The sequence below is a fragment of the Patulibacter ginsengiterrae genome (assembly GCF_056269115.1).
Window position 1 is genome coordinate 1 of record NZ_JBWDOG010000014.1, and the last position, 17,241, is coordinate 17,241.

18 protein-coding genes and 4 tRNA genes are annotated in these 17,241 nt (G+C 74.5%); 9 read left to right on the forward strand and 13 right to left on the reverse strand.

Going from position 1 to position 17,241, the window contains the following annotated elements; all coding sequences use genetic code 11:
* Positions 1-124: 124 nt before the first annotated feature.
* A tRNA-Gly gene (locus ACVUH9_RS16605) sits at positions 125-198 on the reverse strand.
* A 103-nt stretch (positions 199-301) separates the two neighbouring features.
* On the opposite strand from ACVUH9_RS16605, the gene pheA reads away from it, so the two are divergent.
* Entirely contained in the window at positions 302-1,210 is a 909-nt protein-coding gene (gene pheA / locus ACVUH9_RS16610; protein ID WP_475758879.1) for a prephenate dehydratase, read from the forward strand.
* The gene (locus ACVUH9_RS16615) at positions 1,207-2,241 is read left to right on the forward strand and encodes a prephenate dehydrogenase (protein WP_475758881.1); all 1,035 of its coding nucleotides are present in this window, start codon (positions 1,207-1,209) and stop codon (positions 2,239-2,241) included. The genes pheA and ACVUH9_RS16615 overlap by 4 nt, the downstream gene beginning before the upstream one ends.
* An 84-nt stretch (positions 2,242-2,325) precedes the next feature.
* Here ACVUH9_RS16615 and ACVUH9_RS16620 read toward each other — a convergent pair whose 3' ends face one another.
* The 4 genes from ACVUH9_RS16620 to ACVUH9_RS16635 all read right to left on the reverse strand — a co-directional run bounded on the left by ACVUH9_RS16620 (position 2,326) and on the right by ACVUH9_RS16635 (position 6,131).
* Entirely contained in the window at positions 2,326-3,861 is a 1,536-nt protein-coding gene (locus ACVUH9_RS16620) for an MFS transporter (RefSeq protein ID WP_475758883.1), read from the reverse strand.
* Positions 3,858-5,288, reverse strand: coding sequence for a cation diffusion facilitator family transporter (locus ACVUH9_RS16625; RefSeq protein WP_475758884.1), 1,431 nt, complete (start codon positions 5,286-5,288; stop codon positions 3,858-3,860). Before ACVUH9_RS16625 ends, ACVUH9_RS16620 begins: the two co-directional genes overlap by 4 nt.
* Before the next feature lie 144 nt (positions 5,289-5,432).
* Positions 5,433-5,503: transfer RNA gene (locus tag ACVUH9_RS16630), tRNA-Trp, on the reverse strand.
* Between the two features lie 130 nt (positions 5,504-5,633).
* Positions 5,634-6,131 (reverse strand): hypothetical protein, encoded by a 498-nt coding sequence (locus ACVUH9_RS16635; protein ID WP_475758886.1) that lies wholly within the window; start codon positions 6,129-6,131, stop codon positions 5,634-5,636.
* A gap of 275 nt (positions 6,132-6,406) precedes the next feature.
* On the opposite strand from ACVUH9_RS16635, the gene ACVUH9_RS16640 reads away from it, so the two are divergent.
* On the forward strand, positions 6,407-6,709 hold the full coding sequence (locus ACVUH9_RS16640) for an excalibur domain-containing protein (protein WP_475758888.1): 303 nt from the start codon (positions 6,407-6,409) through the stop codon (positions 6,707-6,709).
* 83 nt (positions 6,710-6,792) lie between these two features.
* Here the strand turns inward: ACVUH9_RS16640 and ACVUH9_RS16645 are convergent, their stop codons facing one another.
* Positions 6,793-7,644 (reverse strand): helix-turn-helix transcriptional regulator, encoded by an 852-nt coding sequence (locus tag ACVUH9_RS16645; protein ID WP_475758889.1) that lies wholly within the window; start codon positions 7,642-7,644, stop codon positions 6,793-6,795.
* Between the two features lie 102 nt (positions 7,645-7,746).
* On the opposite strand from ACVUH9_RS16645, the gene ACVUH9_RS16650 reads away from it, so the two are divergent.
* Positions 7,747-9,321: an MFS transporter gene (locus ACVUH9_RS16650; protein WP_475758890.1), complete on the forward strand. Its 1,575-nt coding sequence runs from the start codon at positions 7,747-7,749 to the stop codon at positions 9,319-9,321.
* Between the two features lie 7 nt (positions 9,322-9,328).
* Here ACVUH9_RS16650 and ACVUH9_RS16655 read toward each other — a convergent pair whose 3' ends face one another.
* From ACVUH9_RS16655 to ACVUH9_RS16665, 3 genes are read right to left on the reverse strand one after another with little or no spacing between them, the layout of a single operon-like run.
* Complete coding sequence (locus ACVUH9_RS16655) at positions 9,329-9,655, reverse strand: DUF2149 domain-containing protein (RefSeq protein ID WP_475758891.1); 327 nt, start codon at positions 9,653-9,655, stop codon at positions 9,329-9,331.
* On the reverse strand, positions 9,652-10,368 hold the full coding sequence (locus ACVUH9_RS16660) for a MotA/TolQ/ExbB proton channel family protein (protein ID WP_475758892.1): 717 nt from the start codon (positions 10,366-10,368) through the stop codon (positions 9,652-9,654). The genes ACVUH9_RS16655 and ACVUH9_RS16660 overlap by 4 nt, the downstream gene beginning before the upstream one ends.
* A 53-nt stretch (positions 10,369-10,421) precedes the next feature.
* On the reverse strand, positions 10,422-10,985 hold the full coding sequence (locus tag ACVUH9_RS16665) for a PaaI family thioesterase (RefSeq protein ID WP_475758894.1): 564 nt from the start codon (positions 10,983-10,985) through the stop codon (positions 10,422-10,424).
* A gap of 61 nt (positions 10,986-11,046) precedes the next feature.
* Between ACVUH9_RS16665 and ACVUH9_RS16670 the strand changes: the two genes are divergently transcribed.
* Both ACVUH9_RS16670 and ACVUH9_RS16675 read left to right on the forward strand, forming a co-directional pair.
* Positions 11,047-11,523 (forward strand): winged helix-turn-helix transcriptional regulator, encoded by a 477-nt coding sequence (locus ACVUH9_RS16670; RefSeq protein WP_475758896.1) that lies wholly within the window; start codon positions 11,047-11,049, stop codon positions 11,521-11,523.
* Between the two features lie 111 nt (positions 11,524-11,634).
* The gene (locus ACVUH9_RS16675; RefSeq protein ID WP_475758898.1) at positions 11,635-12,096 is read left to right on the forward strand and encodes a universal stress protein; all 462 of its coding nucleotides are present in this window, start codon (positions 11,635-11,637) and stop codon (positions 12,094-12,096) included.
* An 80-nt stretch (positions 12,097-12,176) separates the two neighbouring features.
* Here ACVUH9_RS16675 and ACVUH9_RS16680 read toward each other — a convergent pair.
* A tRNA-Leu gene (locus ACVUH9_RS16680) sits at positions 12,177-12,258 on the reverse strand.
* Positions 12,259-12,329: 71 nt separating this feature from the next.
* On the opposite strand from ACVUH9_RS16680, the gene ACVUH9_RS16685 reads away from it, so the two are divergent.
* A complete protein-coding gene (locus ACVUH9_RS16685; RefSeq protein ID WP_475758900.1) occupies positions 12,330-12,836 on the forward strand; it encodes a hypothetical protein in 507 nt (168 codons plus the stop codon).
* Positions 12,837-12,894: 58 nt separating this feature from the next.
* Positions 12,895-12,977, forward strand: a tRNA-Leu gene (locus tag ACVUH9_RS16690).
* A 126-nt stretch (positions 12,978-13,103) separates the two neighbouring features.
* Here the strand turns inward: ACVUH9_RS16690 and ACVUH9_RS16695 are convergent.
* Both ACVUH9_RS16695 and ACVUH9_RS16700 read right to left on the reverse strand, forming a co-directional pair.
* Positions 13,104-13,913 (reverse strand): inositol monophosphatase family protein, encoded by an 810-nt coding sequence (locus ACVUH9_RS16695; protein WP_475758902.1) that lies wholly within the window; start codon positions 13,911-13,913, stop codon positions 13,104-13,106.
* A gap of 84 nt (positions 13,914-13,997) precedes the next feature.
* Positions 13,998-15,422: an amidase gene (locus ACVUH9_RS16700; protein ID WP_475758904.1), complete on the reverse strand. Its 1,425-nt coding sequence runs from the start codon at positions 15,420-15,422 to the stop codon at positions 13,998-14,000.
* Positions 15,423-15,463: 41 nt separating this feature from the next.
* On the opposite strand from ACVUH9_RS16700, the gene ACVUH9_RS16705 reads away from it, so the two are divergent.
* Positions 15,464-16,228 carry an SDR family NAD(P)-dependent oxidoreductase gene (locus ACVUH9_RS16705; protein WP_475758906.1) on the forward strand — a complete coding sequence of 255 codons (765 nt, stop codon included), beginning with the start codon at positions 15,464-15,466 and terminating at the stop codon, positions 16,226-16,228.
* A gap of 5 nt (positions 16,229-16,233) precedes the next feature.
* On the opposite strand, the gene ACVUH9_RS16710 is transcribed toward ACVUH9_RS16705, so the two are convergent.
* On the reverse strand, positions 16,234-17,223 hold the full coding sequence (locus tag ACVUH9_RS16710; RefSeq protein WP_475758908.1) for a hypothetical protein: 990 nt from the start codon (positions 17,221-17,223) through the stop codon (positions 16,234-16,236).
* Positions 17,224-17,241 lie beyond the last annotated feature (18 nt).

The following is a 17,241-nucleotide window of genomic DNA, read 5'->3' on the forward strand; positions in this document are numbered from 1 at the left end:
CTGATGGAACCGCCAAGACCCCCGCGTCCGCAGCAACCGGGCGGACGCGGGCACCTCCACACGGGACGAATCACGAGGGAAGCAGCGAGGGGCGCGACATCAGTCGCGGCCCTCGTCGTTTCGATGGAGCGGGCGACGGGAATCGAACCCGCCCTAAGAGCTTGGAAGGCTCCTGTGCAACCACAACACCTCGCCCGCCGGTGCTCCTGCAGTTTACCCGGGACCGGCCGATCGCGGTCTGCCCGCGCGCCGAGCCCGGAGCGCACGGGATCCACCGACCCCCGCGGGGTAGGCTCAGCGGATGGCCGACCTGGCGTTCCTCGGACCCGAAGGCACCTTCACCCACCGTGCCGCGCTCGACCTCGCCCGGCCCGGGGAGCAGCTGCGTCCACTCGACCGGGCCGAGGACGTGATCGCCGCGGTCGCCGACGGCACCGCCGAGAGCGCCGTGATCGCGTTCGAGAACAGCCTCGACGGCCCGGTCGCCGCCAACCTCGACCTGCTGCTGGCGACCGAGGACGACATCGTCATCACCGCCGAGCGGGTGCTCGAGGTCTCGTTCACCCTCTGGCGCCGCCCCGGCGACGACTCCCCCCTGCGGGCCGTCGCGTCGCACTCCGTCGGCCTCGCCCAGTGCAAGCGGTTCATCGACGCCCACGGGCTGCTCACGCGGGCGGCCAGCTCCAACGGCGTCGCCTGCCGCGAGATCGCCGAGACCGACGAACCCGGTTGGGGCGCGCTCGCCGGCCCCGACGCCGGCGGTCACTTCGGGCTGGTCGCGATCGAGGAGGGGCTGCGCGACGACGACCGCGCCTCGACCCGCTTCCTCCGCCTCGGCCGCCGCTGCCCCGGCCCGACCGGCCGCGACCGCTCGGCGTTCGTGCTCCACCCGGACCAGGACCGGCCCGGCAGCCTCGTCCAGCTGCTCAGCGAGTTCTCCGGGCGCGGGATCAACATGACCGCGATCAAGTCGCGCCCGACCAAGGAGCTGCTCGGCGAGTACGTCTTCTTCGTCGAGACCCAGGGCCACCTCGACGACCCGCGCGTCCGCGACGCCACCCTCGGCCTGCTGCGGGCCTCGGTCGACGTGCGCTTCCTCGGCAGCTACCCGGAGGACCCGACACGGCCGTCGGGGATCGCCGCCCCGCCCGGCGACCAGGCGCTCCAGGAGCGCCTGCGCGAGATGCTGGCGCGCACGGAGCAGACGTGAGCGGCGCCGGGGAGCGCCCGACGGTCGGGGTCTGCGGCCTCGGCCTGATCGGCGGCTCGGCGCTGCTGGCCCTGCGCGACGCCGGCTTCGACGTTCGCGGCTGCGACGTCTGGCCCGAGCCCCGGACCTGGTGCGAGCAGCAGGGGATTCCCGCCGATGGCTCACCCGAGGCGACCGCCCGCGCCGTCGACGTCCTGCTGCTCTGCGTCCCGCCCCACGCAACCGCACCGGTCGCCGCTGCCGCGCTCGCCGCCAACGAGTCGCTGCTCGTGATCGACGCGGCGTCGGTCAAGCGGCGGGTCGTCGAGGACGTCCGTCTGCGGAGCCCCGAGCACGCCGACCGCTTCCTCCCCGCCCACCCGATGGCCGGCGCCGAGCGCGGCGGCCACGAGTCGGCCCGAGCGGACCTCCTGCGCGGGGCGCCGTGGGCCGTCTGCCCGCCCGCCAGCGACCCCGACGGCGAGTCCGCGACGGTCGACCCGCTGGTGCTCGCCGCTGGCGTGCTGGAGGCGCTGGAGGCGCGGATCGTCGTCTGCACCGCCGACGCCCACGACCGCGCGGTCGCCGCCACCAGCCACGCGCCGCACCTGATCGCCGGGGCGGTCGCCGTCGAGGCGCTGACCACGACCGACGGGCCGCTGCTGGCGGCAGCGCTCTCCGGCGGCAGCCTGCGCGACGCGACCCGGGTCGCGGGCGCCCCGCTCGGGCTCTGGCTGGAGGTCCTCCACGCCAACGCCGACCTGACCGCGGACGCGCTCGACCACGTCGCCGACCGCCTGCGCGAGGCGGCCCGGACCCTGCGCGACGGCGATCACGACCGGCTGGAGGACGCCTGGCGCGACGGCAGCCACGCCCGCCAGCGGATCTTCACCGCCCGCTGGGAGACCCGCGGCTGGGAGCCGTTCACGGTCCCCGCCCGCTGGTCCGCGCTGCTGGCGCTGGGCTCGGCCGGGGTCGCCGTGCGGGCGCTGCGCCTGACCGACGCCGGCCTGCTGGCCGGCGAACGGACCGTGCCGGCCGCGGCGCCGTAGTCCCGCCGCGTCCTCGGTCGCCCCGGTCCGTCGCCCACCGACCGCGTCCTCGGTCGCCCCGGTCCGTTGCCGGCCGGCCTGTCCTCAGTCCCCGCTGACCGCCGGCCGCTCGTGGGCAACCAGCGGCTGCCGGCGCGGCATCACCGTCATCAGCAGCACGAAGGTGATCGCGGCGACCACCGCCAGGCCGACGTAGACGTGGCTGACGGCCGCCGACATCGCCTGCGCCAGGTAGTCGGTGGCCGCCGCGTCGAAGTGCCCCTCCCCCTCCAGCGCCCGGCTGATCCCGTCGATGTCGGCGGGCAGGCGTCCCTGGAGGTCGGCCGGCGCGTCGTTCAGGCGCGCGTGGAGGGTCCCGTTCGCGATCGCCCCGAAGAGCCCGGCCCCGACGCTCTGGCCGAGGAAGCGCATGAACATCGCGGTGCTCGTCACCACCCCGCGGCCCTCCCAGCCGACGGTCGACTGGACGCCGACCACCAGCGGCACCGAGAGCAGGCCGCAGCCGACGCCGAGCACCAGGCTGGTCGCCAGCACCGCGACCATCGACGGCCGCTCGGGCAGCAGCACGAAGGCGATCGTCGCCGCGGTCGCGATCACCGCGCCGGTCATCGCGCTGCGTCGGAAGCCGATCCGCAGGTAGAGGCGGTTGGCGTACGCGGCCGCGATCGGCCAGCTGATGATCATCGTCGCCAGCAGGAAGCCGGACGCGACCGTCCCCAGCCCGAGCACGGTCTGGCCGTAGAGCGGCAGGAACGTCGTCGGACCGATCACCAGGAAGCCGAGGCCGGCCATCCCGAGGTTCGGCCCGACCAGCGAGCGGCGGCTCCACAGCCACGGCGGCATCACCGGGTCCTCGGCCCGTCGCTCGACGAAGAAGGTCGCGATCCCCGCCGCCAGTGCGACCGCGAAGACGCAGATGCTGGCCGTCGACGTCCAGTCCCAGGCGACCCCGCCCTGGAGCAGGCCGAAGACCAGCGCGCCGCCCGCCGTCAGCATCAGCACGGTGCCGGGGACGTCGATCCGGTGCGGCCGGCGGACGACGTCCTCGTGCAGGTGCCGCCACAGCATCCCGGCGGCGACCAACCCGACGGGCAGGTTGATCAGGAAGATCCAGCGCCACGAGAGCGTGTCGACCAGGACCCCGCCGACGAGCGGGCCGAGCACGGCGGAGACGCCCCAGACGCTCGCCAGCTGGGCCTGGATCCGGCCGCGCTGCTGCATCGGATAGAGGTCGCCGGCGACGGTCTGGACGGTCGCCTGGATCGCCCCCGCCCCGATCCCCTGGATCACCCGGAAGGCGATCAGCGCGACCATGCTCCAGGCCGCCGCGGCCAGCCCCGAGCCGACCAGGAAGATCGCGATCCCGATCAGCAGCACCGGCTTGCGCCCGTAGACGTCCGAGAGCTTGCCGTAGACGGGGATCGTGACGGTCTGGGTCAGCAGGTAGGCGGAGAAGACCCAACCGAACAGCGAGAACCCGCCGAGGTCGCCGACCAGCTGCGGGACGGCGGTGGCGACGATCGTGCCCTCGAGCGCGGCGAGCGCGAGGGTCAGCATCAGCGCCGCGACGACCCAGCCGCGGCGCGGATTGGTCGTCGCCTGCGTCCCGCCGGTCGTCATTCCGGGTCGGCCTCGGGCGCCGGATCGGTGTGGACGATCACGTCGGCCAGCCACGGGCAGCGCTCGCGGACCTCGTGCTCGACGCGCCCGGCCCGCCGGTGCGCCTCGCCGACCGAGCGGTCGCCGGGCAGCACGACGGTGGTCAGGACGACGCGGCCCGCCGCGGTGTCACGGAGCTCGATCTCGGCCGGGCCGCGTCCGGTCGCGGCGCAGACGGCCTCCTCGACCACCTCGCGCTCACGACGCCCGTCGTCCTCGGCGACCGCCTCGGCCTCCGCCGGCAGCGCCAGCGGCTCGATGTGGGTCATCACCCGGACCGCCTCCCCGCAGGCGGCGCGGATCTCGTCCTCGACCCGCTCGGCGATCCGGTGCCCCTCGTAGAGCGTCAGCTCGGGCGCGACCTTGACGTGGAGCGTGATCTCCTGCCGGCCGTCGGCCAGCGACAGCACGCCGACGTTGTGGACCTCGTGGACCCGCGGCACCCGCAGCGCAGCGGCGGTCGCCCGCTCGCGGGTTCCGCCCTCGCGCTCGACCGGCTCGACGTGGACGATCACGTCCGCCCCGGGCAGGGCCTCGCCGATCGCCTGCTCGACCTCGTCCGCCCGCGCGTGGGCCAGCTCGAGCCCGGCGTCGGCGCGGACGGCGATCACCACGTCGATGAAGTCCCGCCCGGCGGCGTGGCGGGCCCGCAGCCGCCGCAGGTCCTCGGGCCGGACCATCCCGGCGACCGCCTGCTCGACCGCCGCGACTGCCCGCTGGTCGGCACGGTCCATCAGCACGTCGACCGAGCCGCGGAGCAACCGGATCGCCGCCACGATCACCAGCGCCGCGACCAGCAGCGCGGCGACCGCGTCGGCCTGCGGCCAGCCGAGCGCGACGCCGATCAGGCCGCAGAGGACGGCGAGCGAGCCGGCCAGGTCCCCGGCGAAGTGGAGGGCGTTGGCGGCCAGCGCGGGCGATCCGTAGCGGACCGACGCCCGGTGGGAGGCGAGCATCCGGGTCAGGTCGATCGCGATCACCACGACCAGCACGAGGATCGCCCACCAGGCCGCGTCGATCGTGTGGCCGCCGGGATCGAGCAGCCGGCCGATCGCCTGGGACCCGAGCCAGGCGGACACGAGCAGCAGGAACGCCGACTCGGTCAACGCCGCCAGGTGCTCGGCCTTGCCGTGCCCGAACTGGTGCTCGTGGTCGGCCGGCTTGACGGCGACCGAGACCGCGAAGAGGGTCAGCAGCGCCGCGACCAGGTCGGCGCCGGAGTGCGCGGCCTCGGCCAGCAGGCCGAGCGAGCCGGTGATCAGCCCGGTGACGAGCTTGAGGACGACCAGCACGCAGGCGGCGACGACGCTGAGGACGGCGGTCCGGCGACGACCGGCGTTCGCTTCCTGGTCCGTCTCCTCCCCCGCCGTTGCCGCTCCGTCACGCACCCGGCGATCGTAAGAGGCGGCCGGCGAACGTGAGCGCACGTTGGTGCACGCAGGTGATCTTCGCCGTCTCCCGCGCCGTGCGGCCGATCCCGACGGTGCTCCCCCGGAACGACGAACGGCGCCCGGAGGCGCCGATTCGAGAGGCGGGGGATGGAGGAATCGAACCTCCCGTTACGGTTTTGGAGACCGTCGTGTTACCGATACACTAATCCCCCGGGATCGCGGATAATACCCGGCCCGCGGGGTCCTCTGTCGGCTCGTCCGTCCGACCGCGGCCACCGGGTCCGACGACCGCCGCGGCCCGCCGCCGGAAGGGCGAACGAGCCACGTGGCGCCGTCGCCTGCTCAGCCCGGCAAGTCGCAGCGGCGAACGCTGTCGCTGCCACGGACGGTGATCACCAGCGCGTTGGCGTCGCCGACCTGGCTGTCGTAGGCACCCTGCTGAGCCGCGTCGCACCAGAGCTCGGCGAGTGCGCCGTCGCCGGCGGTCGCGCGAGCGTTGCCGTCGGATCCGATGCTGATCGTCGGCTGATCGCCACCGGCGTCCTTCGGCGTCGTCGCGGCCGGCGTATCCGACGGCGGCGGCGTGCCCCCGCTCGGCTGGGTCGAGGTGGTCGTCGGCGTGGTCGTGGTGCCGGTCGGCGTGGTCGAGGGAGCGGGGTTCGTCGGGGTCGTCGGGGCCGTCGTCGTGCCCGGAGCCGTGGCGACGGGCGCCGTGGTCGTGGCGGGAGCCTCGGTGGACGGCGAGGCCGCCGGCTGCTGGTCGTCGTCGGAGCTGCCGCAGCCGACCATGGCCAGGCTGGCAACGGTCACGACGATCGCGGTCGTGCGGGAGAGGCGCATGCCCTAGGTGATACCGGGCTCGGCCGATCGGCGCGCCCCGTGGGTGTGGGCGCCCAGCCGCGCCGCTCGCCGGACGACGGCGGCCCGTGCGAATGTCGGCGGCCGCAGTGCGAGCGATGACGACCGCAATGCGGACCCGGGCCAGACCCACCCCCCTTCCGTCCGCCGCGGTGCGGCACAAGAGCACGACATCCGTCCAGTTGAACCGTCCCAACTCGTGGACAGCGTCCACATTGGGCGATAGGCCGAAGGTCCAACGACCCCAGGAGCGCACCGTGCGCCGTTCGATCCTCACGCTGGCCTTGCTCGCCGGCACCACCGCCCTCGCCGTCCCCACCGCCTCGACCCTCGCGTCGGTCGCACCAGCCGGCCCGACGAGCCACGCGTCGGTGACGAAGAAGCGCCAGAAGTGCGACAGCAACTACCGCGGTCGCTGCCTCAAGCCGAACGTCTCCGACTACGACTGCGCCGGCGGAAGCGGCAACGGCCCGTACTACGTCAGCGGCCCGTTCCGGGTGGTCGGCAACGACCACTACCGCTTGGACGCCGACCGCGACGGGATCGCCTGCGAGCGATGACGCGACGCCCTCGTCCGGGCTGCCCCGGCAGGGACCGGCCGACGGCATCCGACAGCACGGGCATCGTCGACGAGTGACCGCGCTCAGCCGTTGACGCTCAGGACGTCCTCGTCGGCGACGAGGACGTCCAGCTCGCGGACCCGGCGCGCGCTGTCGTCGTCGGCGGGCGTCATCACCAGCAGCCGGACGTCGCCGCCGCCCTCCCACCAGAGGCTCGCGACCCGGAAGCGCATCAGACCGACCCGCGGGTTGTCGAACTCCTTGACCTGCATGTCGGTGCGGGAGACCTCCTGGCGCGACCAGAGCTCGTCGAACAGCGGCGACGCGTCTCGCAGGCGGGCGACGAGCCCGGTCCACGACGGGTCGTCGAGGTGGTCGACGATCTGGGTCCGCAGACGCGCCACCATCGAGACCGCGACCTCGCGGTGGTCCCGGTAGTAGGCCTCCCAGTCCGGGCTGACGAAGTGCAGGACCATGCAGTTCCGGTCGGCCGGCGGATGACCGTCGACGTCCTCGATCAGGAACCGGTAGGTCCGGTTGTAGGCCAGCAGGTCGAAGCGGCCGTTCTGCACGCAGGCCGGGTACGGCATCAGCTGGGCGACGGTATCCAGCAGCGCGGGGACGATCGCCGTCTCGCTGCGCTCGCCGCTCTTCCGCATCCCGGCGAGCGAGAGCACGTGGTCGCGCTCGTCGTCGTTCAGCCGCAGCACCCGGGCGATCGCCAGCAGCACCTGCTCGGAGGCGTTGATGTCGCGCCCCTGCTCGAGCCACGTGTACCAGGTGAGGCCGACCCCGGCCAGCTGCGCGACCTCCTCGCGCCGAAGACCCGGCGTCCGCCGGCGCTGGCCCTCCGGCAGGCCGACGTCGTCGGGCTGGAGGCGCCCGCGCCGCTCCCGGAGGAAACGGCCCAGCTCCTGTCGGCGGGTCGCGGTCATCCCCCGAGTATGCCCGCCCGGGACGGCCCCACCCTGGTGCTGCTGATACCAGGATCACCAGGGGCCTGGTACCCGGATCCGCGCGGCCCGACCATCACCTCCATGGCCCCGCACCCCGTACCGCTCGACGCCCCCGGCGCCTCCCCCGGCCACACCGAACGCTTGCCCTCGTCCGCCCGCGAGCCCGCGACGCCGGCGACAGCGTCGCCGTCGTGCCCGCCCGGTCCCGCGCCCACGGCCGACCCCCGGCCGGCACCGGACCGGCCCGGCCGGGGCCTGGCCTCGCTGCTGCTCGCGGCCTTCACCGCGACTTACACGATCGGGGCGGTCAACGTGGCCCTGCTGCGGATCGGCGCGGACCTCGATCTCAGCGCCGGTCAGCAGGGACTGGTGCTCAGCGCCTACACGACGATGCTGGCCGCCGTGCTGATCTGCGCCGCCCGGGCCGGGGACCGCTTCGGCCGCCGCCGGCTCTTCGTGCTCGGGGCGTCGGTCTTCACGCTCGCGTCCGTCGTCGCCGGCCTGGCCGACTCCGGCCCCGTCCTGATCGCCGTCCGCGCGCTGCAGGGCATCGCCATGGGCACGCTCAGCCCCCAGATCCTGTCGACGATCCAGACCACGCAGACCGGGTCGTGGAAGGCTCGCGCCGTCGCGCTCTTCGCCACCTGCTCGGGACTCGGGATGGTGGTCGGCCAGATCGCCGGCGGACTGCTCGTCTCCGCCGACATCGGTGGCCTCGGCTGGCGCCCGGTCGTCTGGTCCTCGGGGCTGCTCGCCGTCCTCGTGCTCGCGACCGCGGCCCGGATCCCGCCGACGCGCTCGACCGCCCCGCTCACCCTCGACGCCTCCGGCTCGCTGGGGCTGGCGGCGGCTCTGGTGCTGGTGGTCTACCCGCTGACGGTCGGCTCCGGCACCGGCTGGTCGCCGACCCTCGCCGCGCTCCTGCTGCTCGGGCTGGCCGTCGCGGCGAGCTTCTGGCGGCGCCAGCGGCGGCTCGAGCGACGGGGCCAGACCCCGCTCGTCCCCCCGCGCCTGCTGGGCCTTCCGGCGCTCCGGCTGGGGCTGCTGATGAACCTCCTGTACTTCGTCGGCTTCGGCGCGTTCGTCTACGAGTTCGCGGCGCTGACCCAACGAGGGCTCGGCTACGACGGGCTCGAGTCGGGGCTCGCGTTCGCGCCGTTCGCCGTCGTCTTCGCGCTCGCCTCCAGCATGTTGGGGCGCCTGACCGCGCTCTTCGGGCACCGCACGATGACGGTCGGGGCGTCGGTCCAGCTGCTCTCGCTGGTCGCGATCGGCACGCTCGTGGCGGTCCAGGGCGACGAGGTCGACATGACGCTCGCCCAGGTCCCCCTGGTGGTGCTGGGGTTCTCACAGGCGCTGATGTTCGGCCCCCTGATCAAGACCGTGATGGGGCAGGTCCCGGCCGCGGCCGCCGGGCTCAGCGGCGGCCTCTTCGGCACCGTCCAGCAGCTCGGCTTCTCGTTCGGGGTCGCGCTGCTGGGCGGGCTCTTCGTCGCCGTCTCGCACACCGGCGCCGGCATCACCGGCGCGTTCGGCGTGACGATCGGCGTTCAGGCCGCCCTCGCCGGGGTCTTCGTGCTGTCGTCCCTCCGGCTGACGCGCTCGCGGCGGGCCGCCGCGCTCCCGGACGGGATCGGCCGTTCCCGCCGAAGCTGACGGCGGTCTACGGAGCCGGGGTCTTCTTGCCGTTGGGATCGACCAGCACCAGCTTGCCGTCGGGCAGGCGGTAGACCGTGCCGACCGCCTCGCCGCGGCCCTTGGCCTCGGTCGGGGTGTCGGGCGTGGTCAGGGTCTTCTCCTGGCCGGCGTCCTTCGTCGTCGGCCGCTGCTCGACCTTGCCGGTCTTCGTGTCGACCGAGAGGCCGAGGCCGGCGATCAGGAACGCGACCGCCAGCACCAGGCCGACGTCGAACAGGTTGACCAGGCCGTCGAGCGGATCCCCGGCATCGCTGTCGAGCTGCCCGTGGCGCCCCAGGCCGACGCGCCTCACGCCCCGTGCTCCCCGATCGACTGGGTGATCCGCTGGTGCGGGACGACCGGGGCCGGAGCCGCAGCCACCGGCGTCGCCAGTGCCCCGGGCACGACGACGCTGACCGCCCGCTCGAGCGCCGCCAGGTCCTCGGTGTAGACCCGGGTGCGGATCAGGGTCAGGGTGAAGGCCGCGGTGCCGACGAGAATGCCGATCACGGTCGCGGCGAAGGCGACCTTGAGGTCCCCGGCGAGGGTTGCGAAGTCCCCACGCCCCAGCGCGCCGAGCCCCGGGGCGAGCGGGATCAGGGTGCCCATCAGACCGAGCGCCGGCCCCGCCCGGACCAGCATCCGGGTCCGGTCGAGCCGCCGCTGGACGCCGAGCTCGTAGTCGGCGAGCGCGTGCTCGTAGGCGTCCGGCCGGCCGGTGCTCGCCGCAGCGGCCAGGTCGAGGACCGCGCGCTCGGAGAGCGGACTCGGCGCCAGCCGCGCGAGCCCGGCCCCTTGCGCCGGATCGGTGAGGGCCCGGACGGCGACCTCGTAGAGCCGCACCCGCCGGGGCCGCGCCCGGCGCCAGGTCTCGGTCGCGGACCGCCCCAGCTCCAGCGCGAGCACCAGCAGCAGGACGAGCGCGCCCACGTGCACGGGGATCTCCAGCGCGCTGGCGATGCCCGAGAGGGCGTCGTTGACGAACTCGAGGGCCGCGATTGGCGGGGCGAAGGCGGTCGCGGTCACGTCTAGTTAGGGTGCCAGAACCCGCCCTCCGACGTCGCCGACGGCCGCCAGGCTCAGCCGCCCGCGGGCATGATCAGCAGCGAGCTCGAGCCGCTGGCCAGCAGCTTGCCGGCCCCGTCGCGGACGTCGGCCTCGGCGAACGCCACCCGCCGGCCGGGCTTCGTCACCCAGCCGCGCACGGTCAGCTCCCCGGTCGTGGCGTGGATCGGCCGCAGGTAGCTGACGCTGATGTCGATCGACGTGTAGCCGACCCCGGCCGGCAGCGTGGTGTGGACCGCGCAGCCGAGCGCCGAGTCGAGCATCGTGCAGACGAGGCCGCCGTGGACGAGCCCGATCGGGTTGTAGACCGACTCGTCCGGGGTCCCGACGAAGGTGATCTCACCGTCGCCGATCGTGCCGACCCCGAAGCCCATCAGGGAGGCGATCGGGGACGGCGGCAGCTCCCCGTCCTTCATCGCCTGGAGGTAGTCACGGCCGGCCAGGCCCGCGCCCTTGGCGGCGTTGGCGAACGGGTCGAACCAGGTCACCGTCTTCTGCCGCGGCGTGCCCCAGGAGTCCGGCCCGGAGACGGGCATCCCCCGCTCGTCGCGCTCGATCGTCGGCTCCGTGCTGCTCATGGCGCGAACGCTAGCAGGGCTGAGTTCGGAAAACGAATGGAGAATCTGCGAGACTCGGACGATGCCCACTCCGCGCGTCTGCTCGGTCGCCCGCTCGCTCGAGGTCGTGGGCGAGCGCTGGGCGTTGCTGGTGCTGCGCGAGGTCTTCCTCGGCGTCCGCCGCTTCGAGGCGATCCGCGAGCACACCGGAGCGCCGCGGGCCGTGCTCGCCGAACGGCTCTCGCACCTGGTCGACGCCGGCGTGCTGGAGCGCCGCGACTACCAGGCGCCCGGCACCAGGACCCGCCAGGAGTACCGATTGACCGAGGCCGGGCGGGAGCTCCAACCCGTACTGACCGCGTTGATGCAGTGGGGCGATCGTCACCTCGCCGGCGCCGAGGGTCCGCCGCTGCGGGTCGTCCACGCCGGCTGCGGCGCCCCGGTCCGGGCCGAGCTGGTCTGCGCCCGGGGCCACCGGCTCGCCGACGACGGCCACGAGCTGCGGCCTGCGCTGCCGGCGGGGCCCACCGCACCCACCGCACCCACCGCACCCGTCTGAGCGGCCGGGCCCGCACCCCGCCGGCCCCGCCACAGACACGTGATGCACCGTCCCACCCGGGCCGCCGCCGAAGTTCTGCCCGACCGCGCCCGCCGCGGCTAGGCTCGGGCCGTGTACCGCAACGTCCTCGTCGCCGTCGACCAGGCCGGAACCGCCGTCCGGGCCCTCGAACACGCCACCGAACTGGCCCGCGGCCTGCACGCACGGCTGACGATCCTCTGCGTCGTCTCCGATCCCCCGGCCTCGGTCTACGGGGCCGGGGTCGACGTCGCCGCGCTCGACCGCGACGCCGAGCAGGACGCCGAGGCGCTCGTCCGGACCTCTGCCGCCCAGGCCCCCGACGACCTCTCGGTGACGACCATCGTCCGCCGCGGCAACCCGGGCGAGCAGATCATCGCCCAGTACCGGGAGGGCCAGCACGACCTGATCGTCGTCGGCACCCGCGGGCGCGGGCGCGTGGCCTCGACGATGTTCGGCGGCGTCGGCGCCTACATCCACTTCCACCTGCGGGTGCCGCTGCTCGTCGTCCCGCCGTGCTGCGAGGGCGACGATCCGGTCGAGCCGCAGCGGTAGGCGACGTCCGGCACCGAGCCCGCCGCGAGCGGCGCCCCGAGGCGGCCTCGTGCCTCAGGACGCCGCGACGGCTCGATCGATGCGGGCGGAGGGATTCGAACCCCCACGACTTGCGCCACGGGCACCTAAAGCCCGCGTGTCTACCAATTCCACCACGCCCGCTCGCGTTGCTGGAGCGCACCTGCAGCGTTTTTCCGCCGCAGGTCCTACTGGAGTGTAGGCTGCCGTGCGGTATGGCGAAGAACACGTTGATCGAGTGGCCCAACCGCGAAAAGGCTTCCAGCAAGCTGATGCGGGTCTTGGTCATCGTTGCGCTACTGGTCTCCTCCGTGATGATCGCGATCGTCTCGGTCATGGGCTGGGACCTGATGCAACAAGCGAAGGTCGCGCAGATCGTGTTCATCGCGATCAACCTGATCTTCGTGATCCAGCTCGTGCGCTGGAGCCGCGGGGTGCTGCCGATGGCCGCCGGCCTCGCCGCCCTGATCGCGATCTTCGGCGGCGTCTCGATCTCCAGCTGGTACGAGCGGGACGCCCCCGGCTACCTCGACGCCAGCCTCTCGGCCCAGATCGGCTTCCTCACGATCGTGATCGTGGCGATCCAGTTCGTGGTGGTCGTGCTGACGATCATCGCCTTCACGCAGAACTGGCAGACCGAGGTCGAGCGGCACCACAGCGAGATCGGCGACCCGCCCCCGCGCGCCGGCGGCAGCCGTCCGGGGCGCTCGGTTCCCGCCTGACCGCGGCCGAGCAGCACGGTTCCCCTCGCGCCGCCTACGATGGCGGGGCGAGTCACCTGCCCGGGTGGCGGAACGGTAGACGCGGCGGACTCAAAATCCGCTTCCCGCAAGGGAGTGAGGGTTCGATTCCCTCCCCGGGTACTGACGTGAAAGCCCCGCAAACGCGGGGCTTTCGTCGTTCTGAGTCGATGCTCGGCCTGGTTCCGACAGCCCGGCCGCGCTAACCGAGTGGAAACACGACGGACTGCGACCGCTCGCCGCCGCGCCTCAGGCCGCCTGCGGCCCGACCAGCGCGTACAGCGCGTCGCGGAGCGCCGGCGGCGCGATCAGGACGCCGGGCGAGAGCACGCCGTAGGGCTCCAGCCGCTCGACGCCGAGGCCGACGGCACGGGCGATGACCTCGCCCGCGGCGGTGTCCCACGGCTTCACGCCGTACTCGAAGTAGGCGTCGGCGCGGCCGGCGGCGAGCCAGCAGATGTCGAGCGCCGCGGCCCCCGCCCGCCGCAGGTCGCGGACCTCCGGCAGCAGCCGCGCGACGATCCGCGCCTGCTGCTCGCGGACCGCGCGGTCGTAGCCGAAGCCGGTGCTGACCAGCGCGTGGCCGAGCCCGTCGACCGGCGTCGTGACCGACGCCAACGGAACCCCGTTGAGCGTCGCACGGCCGTCCGCCGCGCCGGCGAAGAGCTCCTCGCGGCTCGGGTCGTAGACCACCCCGACCAGGCCCTCGCAGGCGACGCTGACGCACCACTGCGGCAGCCCGTAGAGGTAGTTGACGGTGCCGTCGAGCGGATCGACGATCCAGCGCCGGCCGGAGCTCCCGAGCACGTCGTCGCCCTCCTCCCCGACGATCCCGTCCTCCGGCACGCGGCGGGCGAGCACGGCGCGGATCGCTCGCTCGGCGGCGAGGTCGGCCTCGCTGACCGGATCGGTCGCCGTCGACTTCGTGTCGATCCGCAGTGCGGCGAGGTCGCCGGCCCGGCTCGTCAGCTCGGCGGCGGCGGCCCGGGCGGCCTCCTCGGCGACGTGCAGCAGCTCGTCGAGGTCGACGGCGTCGGTGGAGGCGAGCGTCGTGTGCATGCCCCCATCGTCGCGCGTCCGGCGACACGGAGAGTTGCGCTCGGGTGACCGCCGCGGTCCGGATGCGGCCGTCGCCGCCCGTGGTCAGCCGAAGCTCGGCGGGCGATCCGCGGCCCACGGACGCTCGTGCTCGAGCTGCCCGGCCAACCCCAACAGCCGACGCTCGCCGTAGGCCGGGCCGATCAGCTGCACGCCCATCGGGAGACCGTCGCCGTCGCGTCCGACCGGCACCGCCGCGACCGGGTAGCCGAGCGCGTTCCAGAGCGGCAGGTGCGGAACCCGCTGCGCCGAGCCGAGCAGGGTCGTGAGCGCGCCGCGCCCGTGGAACCGGCCGATCCGCCAGGGCGGACCGGTCAGGCTCGGCATCAGGATCGCGTCGACCTCGGTGAAGAACGGCAGCATCTGCGCGTGGAGGTCGGACTCCGCCGACCGCGCCCAGGCCAGCGCGCGGTCGGGGACCAGCCGTCCCAGGCGGCGCGACCCGCGGGTCCGCGGCTCCAGCCACTCGGGGTGCGGCAGCTGGTCGACGTCGTCGGCGATCCCGCGCAGGAACCGGAACAGGAACTGCGGGAACGCGCCGGCCCCGATCGGCAGCTCGCGCTCGACGACCTCGTGCCCGAGGCCGCGCAGACGGGCGGCGGTCTCCTCGACCGCCCGCCGCCGCTGGGCCTCGATCGGCACCCGGCCGAGCGGCGCCCGCCAGGCGAGCGCGATCCGCAGCCGGCCAAGCGTGCCGTCGCGGCCGGCCTCGACCGCGGCTCGGTAGGAGCCGGCGGCGTCGCCCCCGTCGGCCCCGCCGACGGGCCGGTCCTCGGCGAGCACGTCGAGCATCGCCGCGGCGTCGGCGACGGTCCGCCCGATCGGCCCGATCCCCGAGAGCCCGTGCCAGCCCTCGACCCGGGGCGCCAGCGAGACCAGGTCGCGGGTCGGCTTGACCCCGAACAGCCCGCAGGCCGCGGACGGGATCCGGATCGACCCGCCGCCGTCGGAACCGGTGCCGGCGCCGACGAGGCCCGCGGCGACCGCCGCCCCGGTTCCGCCGGACGAGCCGCCCGGCGTGCGGTCGAGCGCCCACGGGTTGCGGGTCGCCCCGTAGGTCAGGGTCTCGGTGAACGGCCACTGGCAGCGCTCGGGCACGTGGGTCCGGCCGACGACGACCGCCCCGGCCGCCCGCAGCCGGGCGACGACGGCGCTGTCCGCCTGCGCCGGCGGGCACTGGGCCGGGCCGCCGTAGCCGGTCACGTCGCCGGCGACGTCCTGATCGTCCTTGACGGCGATCGGCACGCCGAGCAGCGGGGTCTCCTCCCCCGCCTCGATCCGGGCCTGGGCGGCGACGGCCTCCGCTCGCGCGGCGTCGGCGTAGACGATCCGGAAGGCGTTGACCCGGGGGCCGACCGCGGCGATCCGGGCCAGCGTCGCCTCGAGCAGCTCGGGGGCCGTCAGCTCGCGTTGGCGCAACGCCCGCGCCTGGGCGTCGGCGCCGGCCCAGAGCAGCTCTTGGAGGTCCATGCCCGCACGCTAGCCGCTCGCCCACTGATAGAACCGACGGCATGCCCGCGCAGCCGTCCGTTCCGCCCACGAGCCGCCCCGTCGCCGTGGTCACCGGCGCCAGCGGGGGGATCGGCGAGGCGAGCGCGCGACGGTTGGCGGCCGATGGCTTCGAGGTCGTGCTCGGCGCCCGCCGGCTCGACCGGCTGGAGGCGATCGCCGCCGAGATCGGCGGTCGCGCGCTGCCGCTCGACGTCACCGACCGCGACTCGGTCGCCGCCTTCGCCGCCGCGGTCCCCGTCTGCAGCGTGCTGGTCAACAACGCCGGCGGCGCGCTCGGGGTCGACCCGGTGCTCGACGCCGACCTCGAGCAGTGGCAGTGGATGTTCGACGCCAACGTGCTCGGCGTGGTCCGCGTGACCCAGGCCCTGACCGCCGCGCTGGAGGCCTCGGGCGACGGCCGGATCGTCACGATCGGGTCGATCGCCGGGTTCGAGATCTACCCCGGCGGTGGCGGCTACATCGCCGCTAAGCACGCGATCTCGGCGGTCCTCAAGACGCTCCGGATCGAGCTGCTCGGCCGCCCGATCCGGGTCACCGAGATCCTGCCGGGCATGGTCGAGACCGACTTCTCGACCGTCCGCTTCGGGGGCGACGAGCAGCGTGCGGCCGCGGTCTACCAGGGGATGACGCCGCTGATCGCCGACGACATCGCCGACATCGTCTCGTTCGCGGCGACCCGTCCCTGGCACGTGAACATCGACCAGGTGGTCGTGCGCCCGCGGGCGCAGGCGACCGCCCGCGACGTCCATCGCGAGCAGGGCTAGTCGACCTACAGCTGCTCGTCCTCGTCGTCGCGCGGGGCGGCCACCAGCACGGGGCGGCGGGGCAACGTGACGGTCGGTGCCTGCTCCAGCCCCGCGGCCTCCTCCGCGTCCGGCGCGATCTCGTGCTCGACCGGCCGCAGCGCGACCACGACCAGGACCACGCCGATCGCCAACAGGATCAGCGGCCAGCCGGTCAGCCCCCGCTCGTCGTGGGCGAGGACCGCGAGCGCGGCCAGCAGCCCGAGCGCCCCGAGCCAGCCCGGCCCACCCTCGCGCAGCGTGGTGCCCAGGCCGACCAGCGCGAAGCCGGAGACGACGAGCAGCACCTGCCAGGCCCAACCGGCGCCGCCGTCCGACCCGGCGGGCAAGCCGAGCGCGGCCGTCGCCCCCGGGAACGCCTCGAGCAGGAAGGTCGCCGCCAGCAGCACGAGCGCGATCGCCAGCACGTCGGCGAGCACCACGGCCTGGCGGTAGCGGCCGTCGATCCGGACCGCGACCCCGAGCGCCAACGCGATCATCGTCCCCAGCAGCACCAGCCGGACACCCCGCAACGGGGAGTCGCCGGGCCACCAGGCGGCGGTCGCCGCGAGCAGCGCGACCACGCCCAGGACCGCCCCGATCCCCAGCACCAGCGTCGCCTGCCGCATCCGCGCCAGCCCCAGGCCGACCGCGGCGCCGACGGCCGCGATCACGGCGACCTCGCCCGCCCCCGGACGCCCGCCGTCGAGCAGGCCGAGCAGCGCGGCCAGGTGCGCCGCCGACGCGGTCACCGCCAGCGCCGCCAACGCCAGCAGCAGCTCCTGGTAGGTCCGCGGGCCGTCGTCGTCGATCGGCGAGCGGAGCGCGCCGAGCCCCGCGAGCACGGCCAGGGCGACGGTCAGCGCCAGCCGTATGCCCAGGCCGGGCCCCGGTCGCAGCTCTGCCTCGACCACGAACGCGGTCAGGACGACGACCCCGGCGGCCAGCGTGTTTCCCCTGTGGGCTCGGACGAACATGTGTCTCCTTGCACCGTC

Bases quoted from the DNA above. Each gene is read 5' to 3' on its own strand.
- pheA (WP_475758879.1), top strand. From the start codon at position 302: ATGGCCGACCTGGCGTTCCTCGGACCCGAAGGCACCTTCACCCACCGT.
- ACVUH9_RS16620 (WP_475758883.1), bottom strand. From the start codon at position 3,861: ATGACGACCGGCGGGACGCAGGCGACGACCAATCCGCGCCGCGGCTGG.
- ACVUH9_RS16635 (WP_475758886.1), bottom strand. From the start codon at position 6,131: ATGCGCCTCTCCCGCACGACCGCGATCGTCGTGACCGTTGCCAGCCTG.
- ACVUH9_RS16645 (WP_475758889.1), bottom strand. From the start codon at position 7,644: ATGACCGCGACCCGCCGACAGGAGCTGGGCCGTTTCCTCCGGGAGCGG.
- ACVUH9_RS16650 (WP_475758890.1), top strand. From the start codon at position 7,747: ATGGCCCCGCACCCCGTACCGCTCGACGCCCCCGGCGCCTCCCCCGGC.
- ACVUH9_RS16665 (WP_475758894.1), bottom strand. From the start codon at position 10,985: ATGAGCAGCACGGAGCCGACGATCGAGCGCGACGAGCGGGGGATGCCC.
- ACVUH9_RS16670 (WP_475758896.1), top strand. From the start codon at position 11,047: ATGCCCACTCCGCGCGTCTGCTCGGTCGCCCGCTCGCTCGAGGTCGTG.
- ACVUH9_RS16685 (WP_475758900.1), top strand. From the start codon at position 12,330: ATGGCGAAGAACACGTTGATCGAGTGGCCCAACCGCGAAAAGGCTTCC.
- ACVUH9_RS16695 (WP_475758902.1), bottom strand. From the start codon at position 13,913: ATGCACACGACGCTCGCCTCCACCGACGCCGTCGACCTCGACGAGCTG.
- ACVUH9_RS16700 (WP_475758904.1), bottom strand. From the start codon at position 15,422: ATGGACCTCCAAGAGCTGCTCTGGGCCGGCGCCGACGCCCAGGCGCGG.
- ACVUH9_RS16705 (WP_475758906.1), top strand. From the start codon at position 15,464: ATGCCCGCGCAGCCGTCCGTTCCGCCCACGAGCCGCCCCGTCGCCGTG.
- ACVUH9_RS16710 (WP_475758908.1), bottom strand. From the start codon at position 17,223: ATGTTCGTCCGAGCCCACAGGGGAAACACGCTGGCCGCCGGGGTCGTC.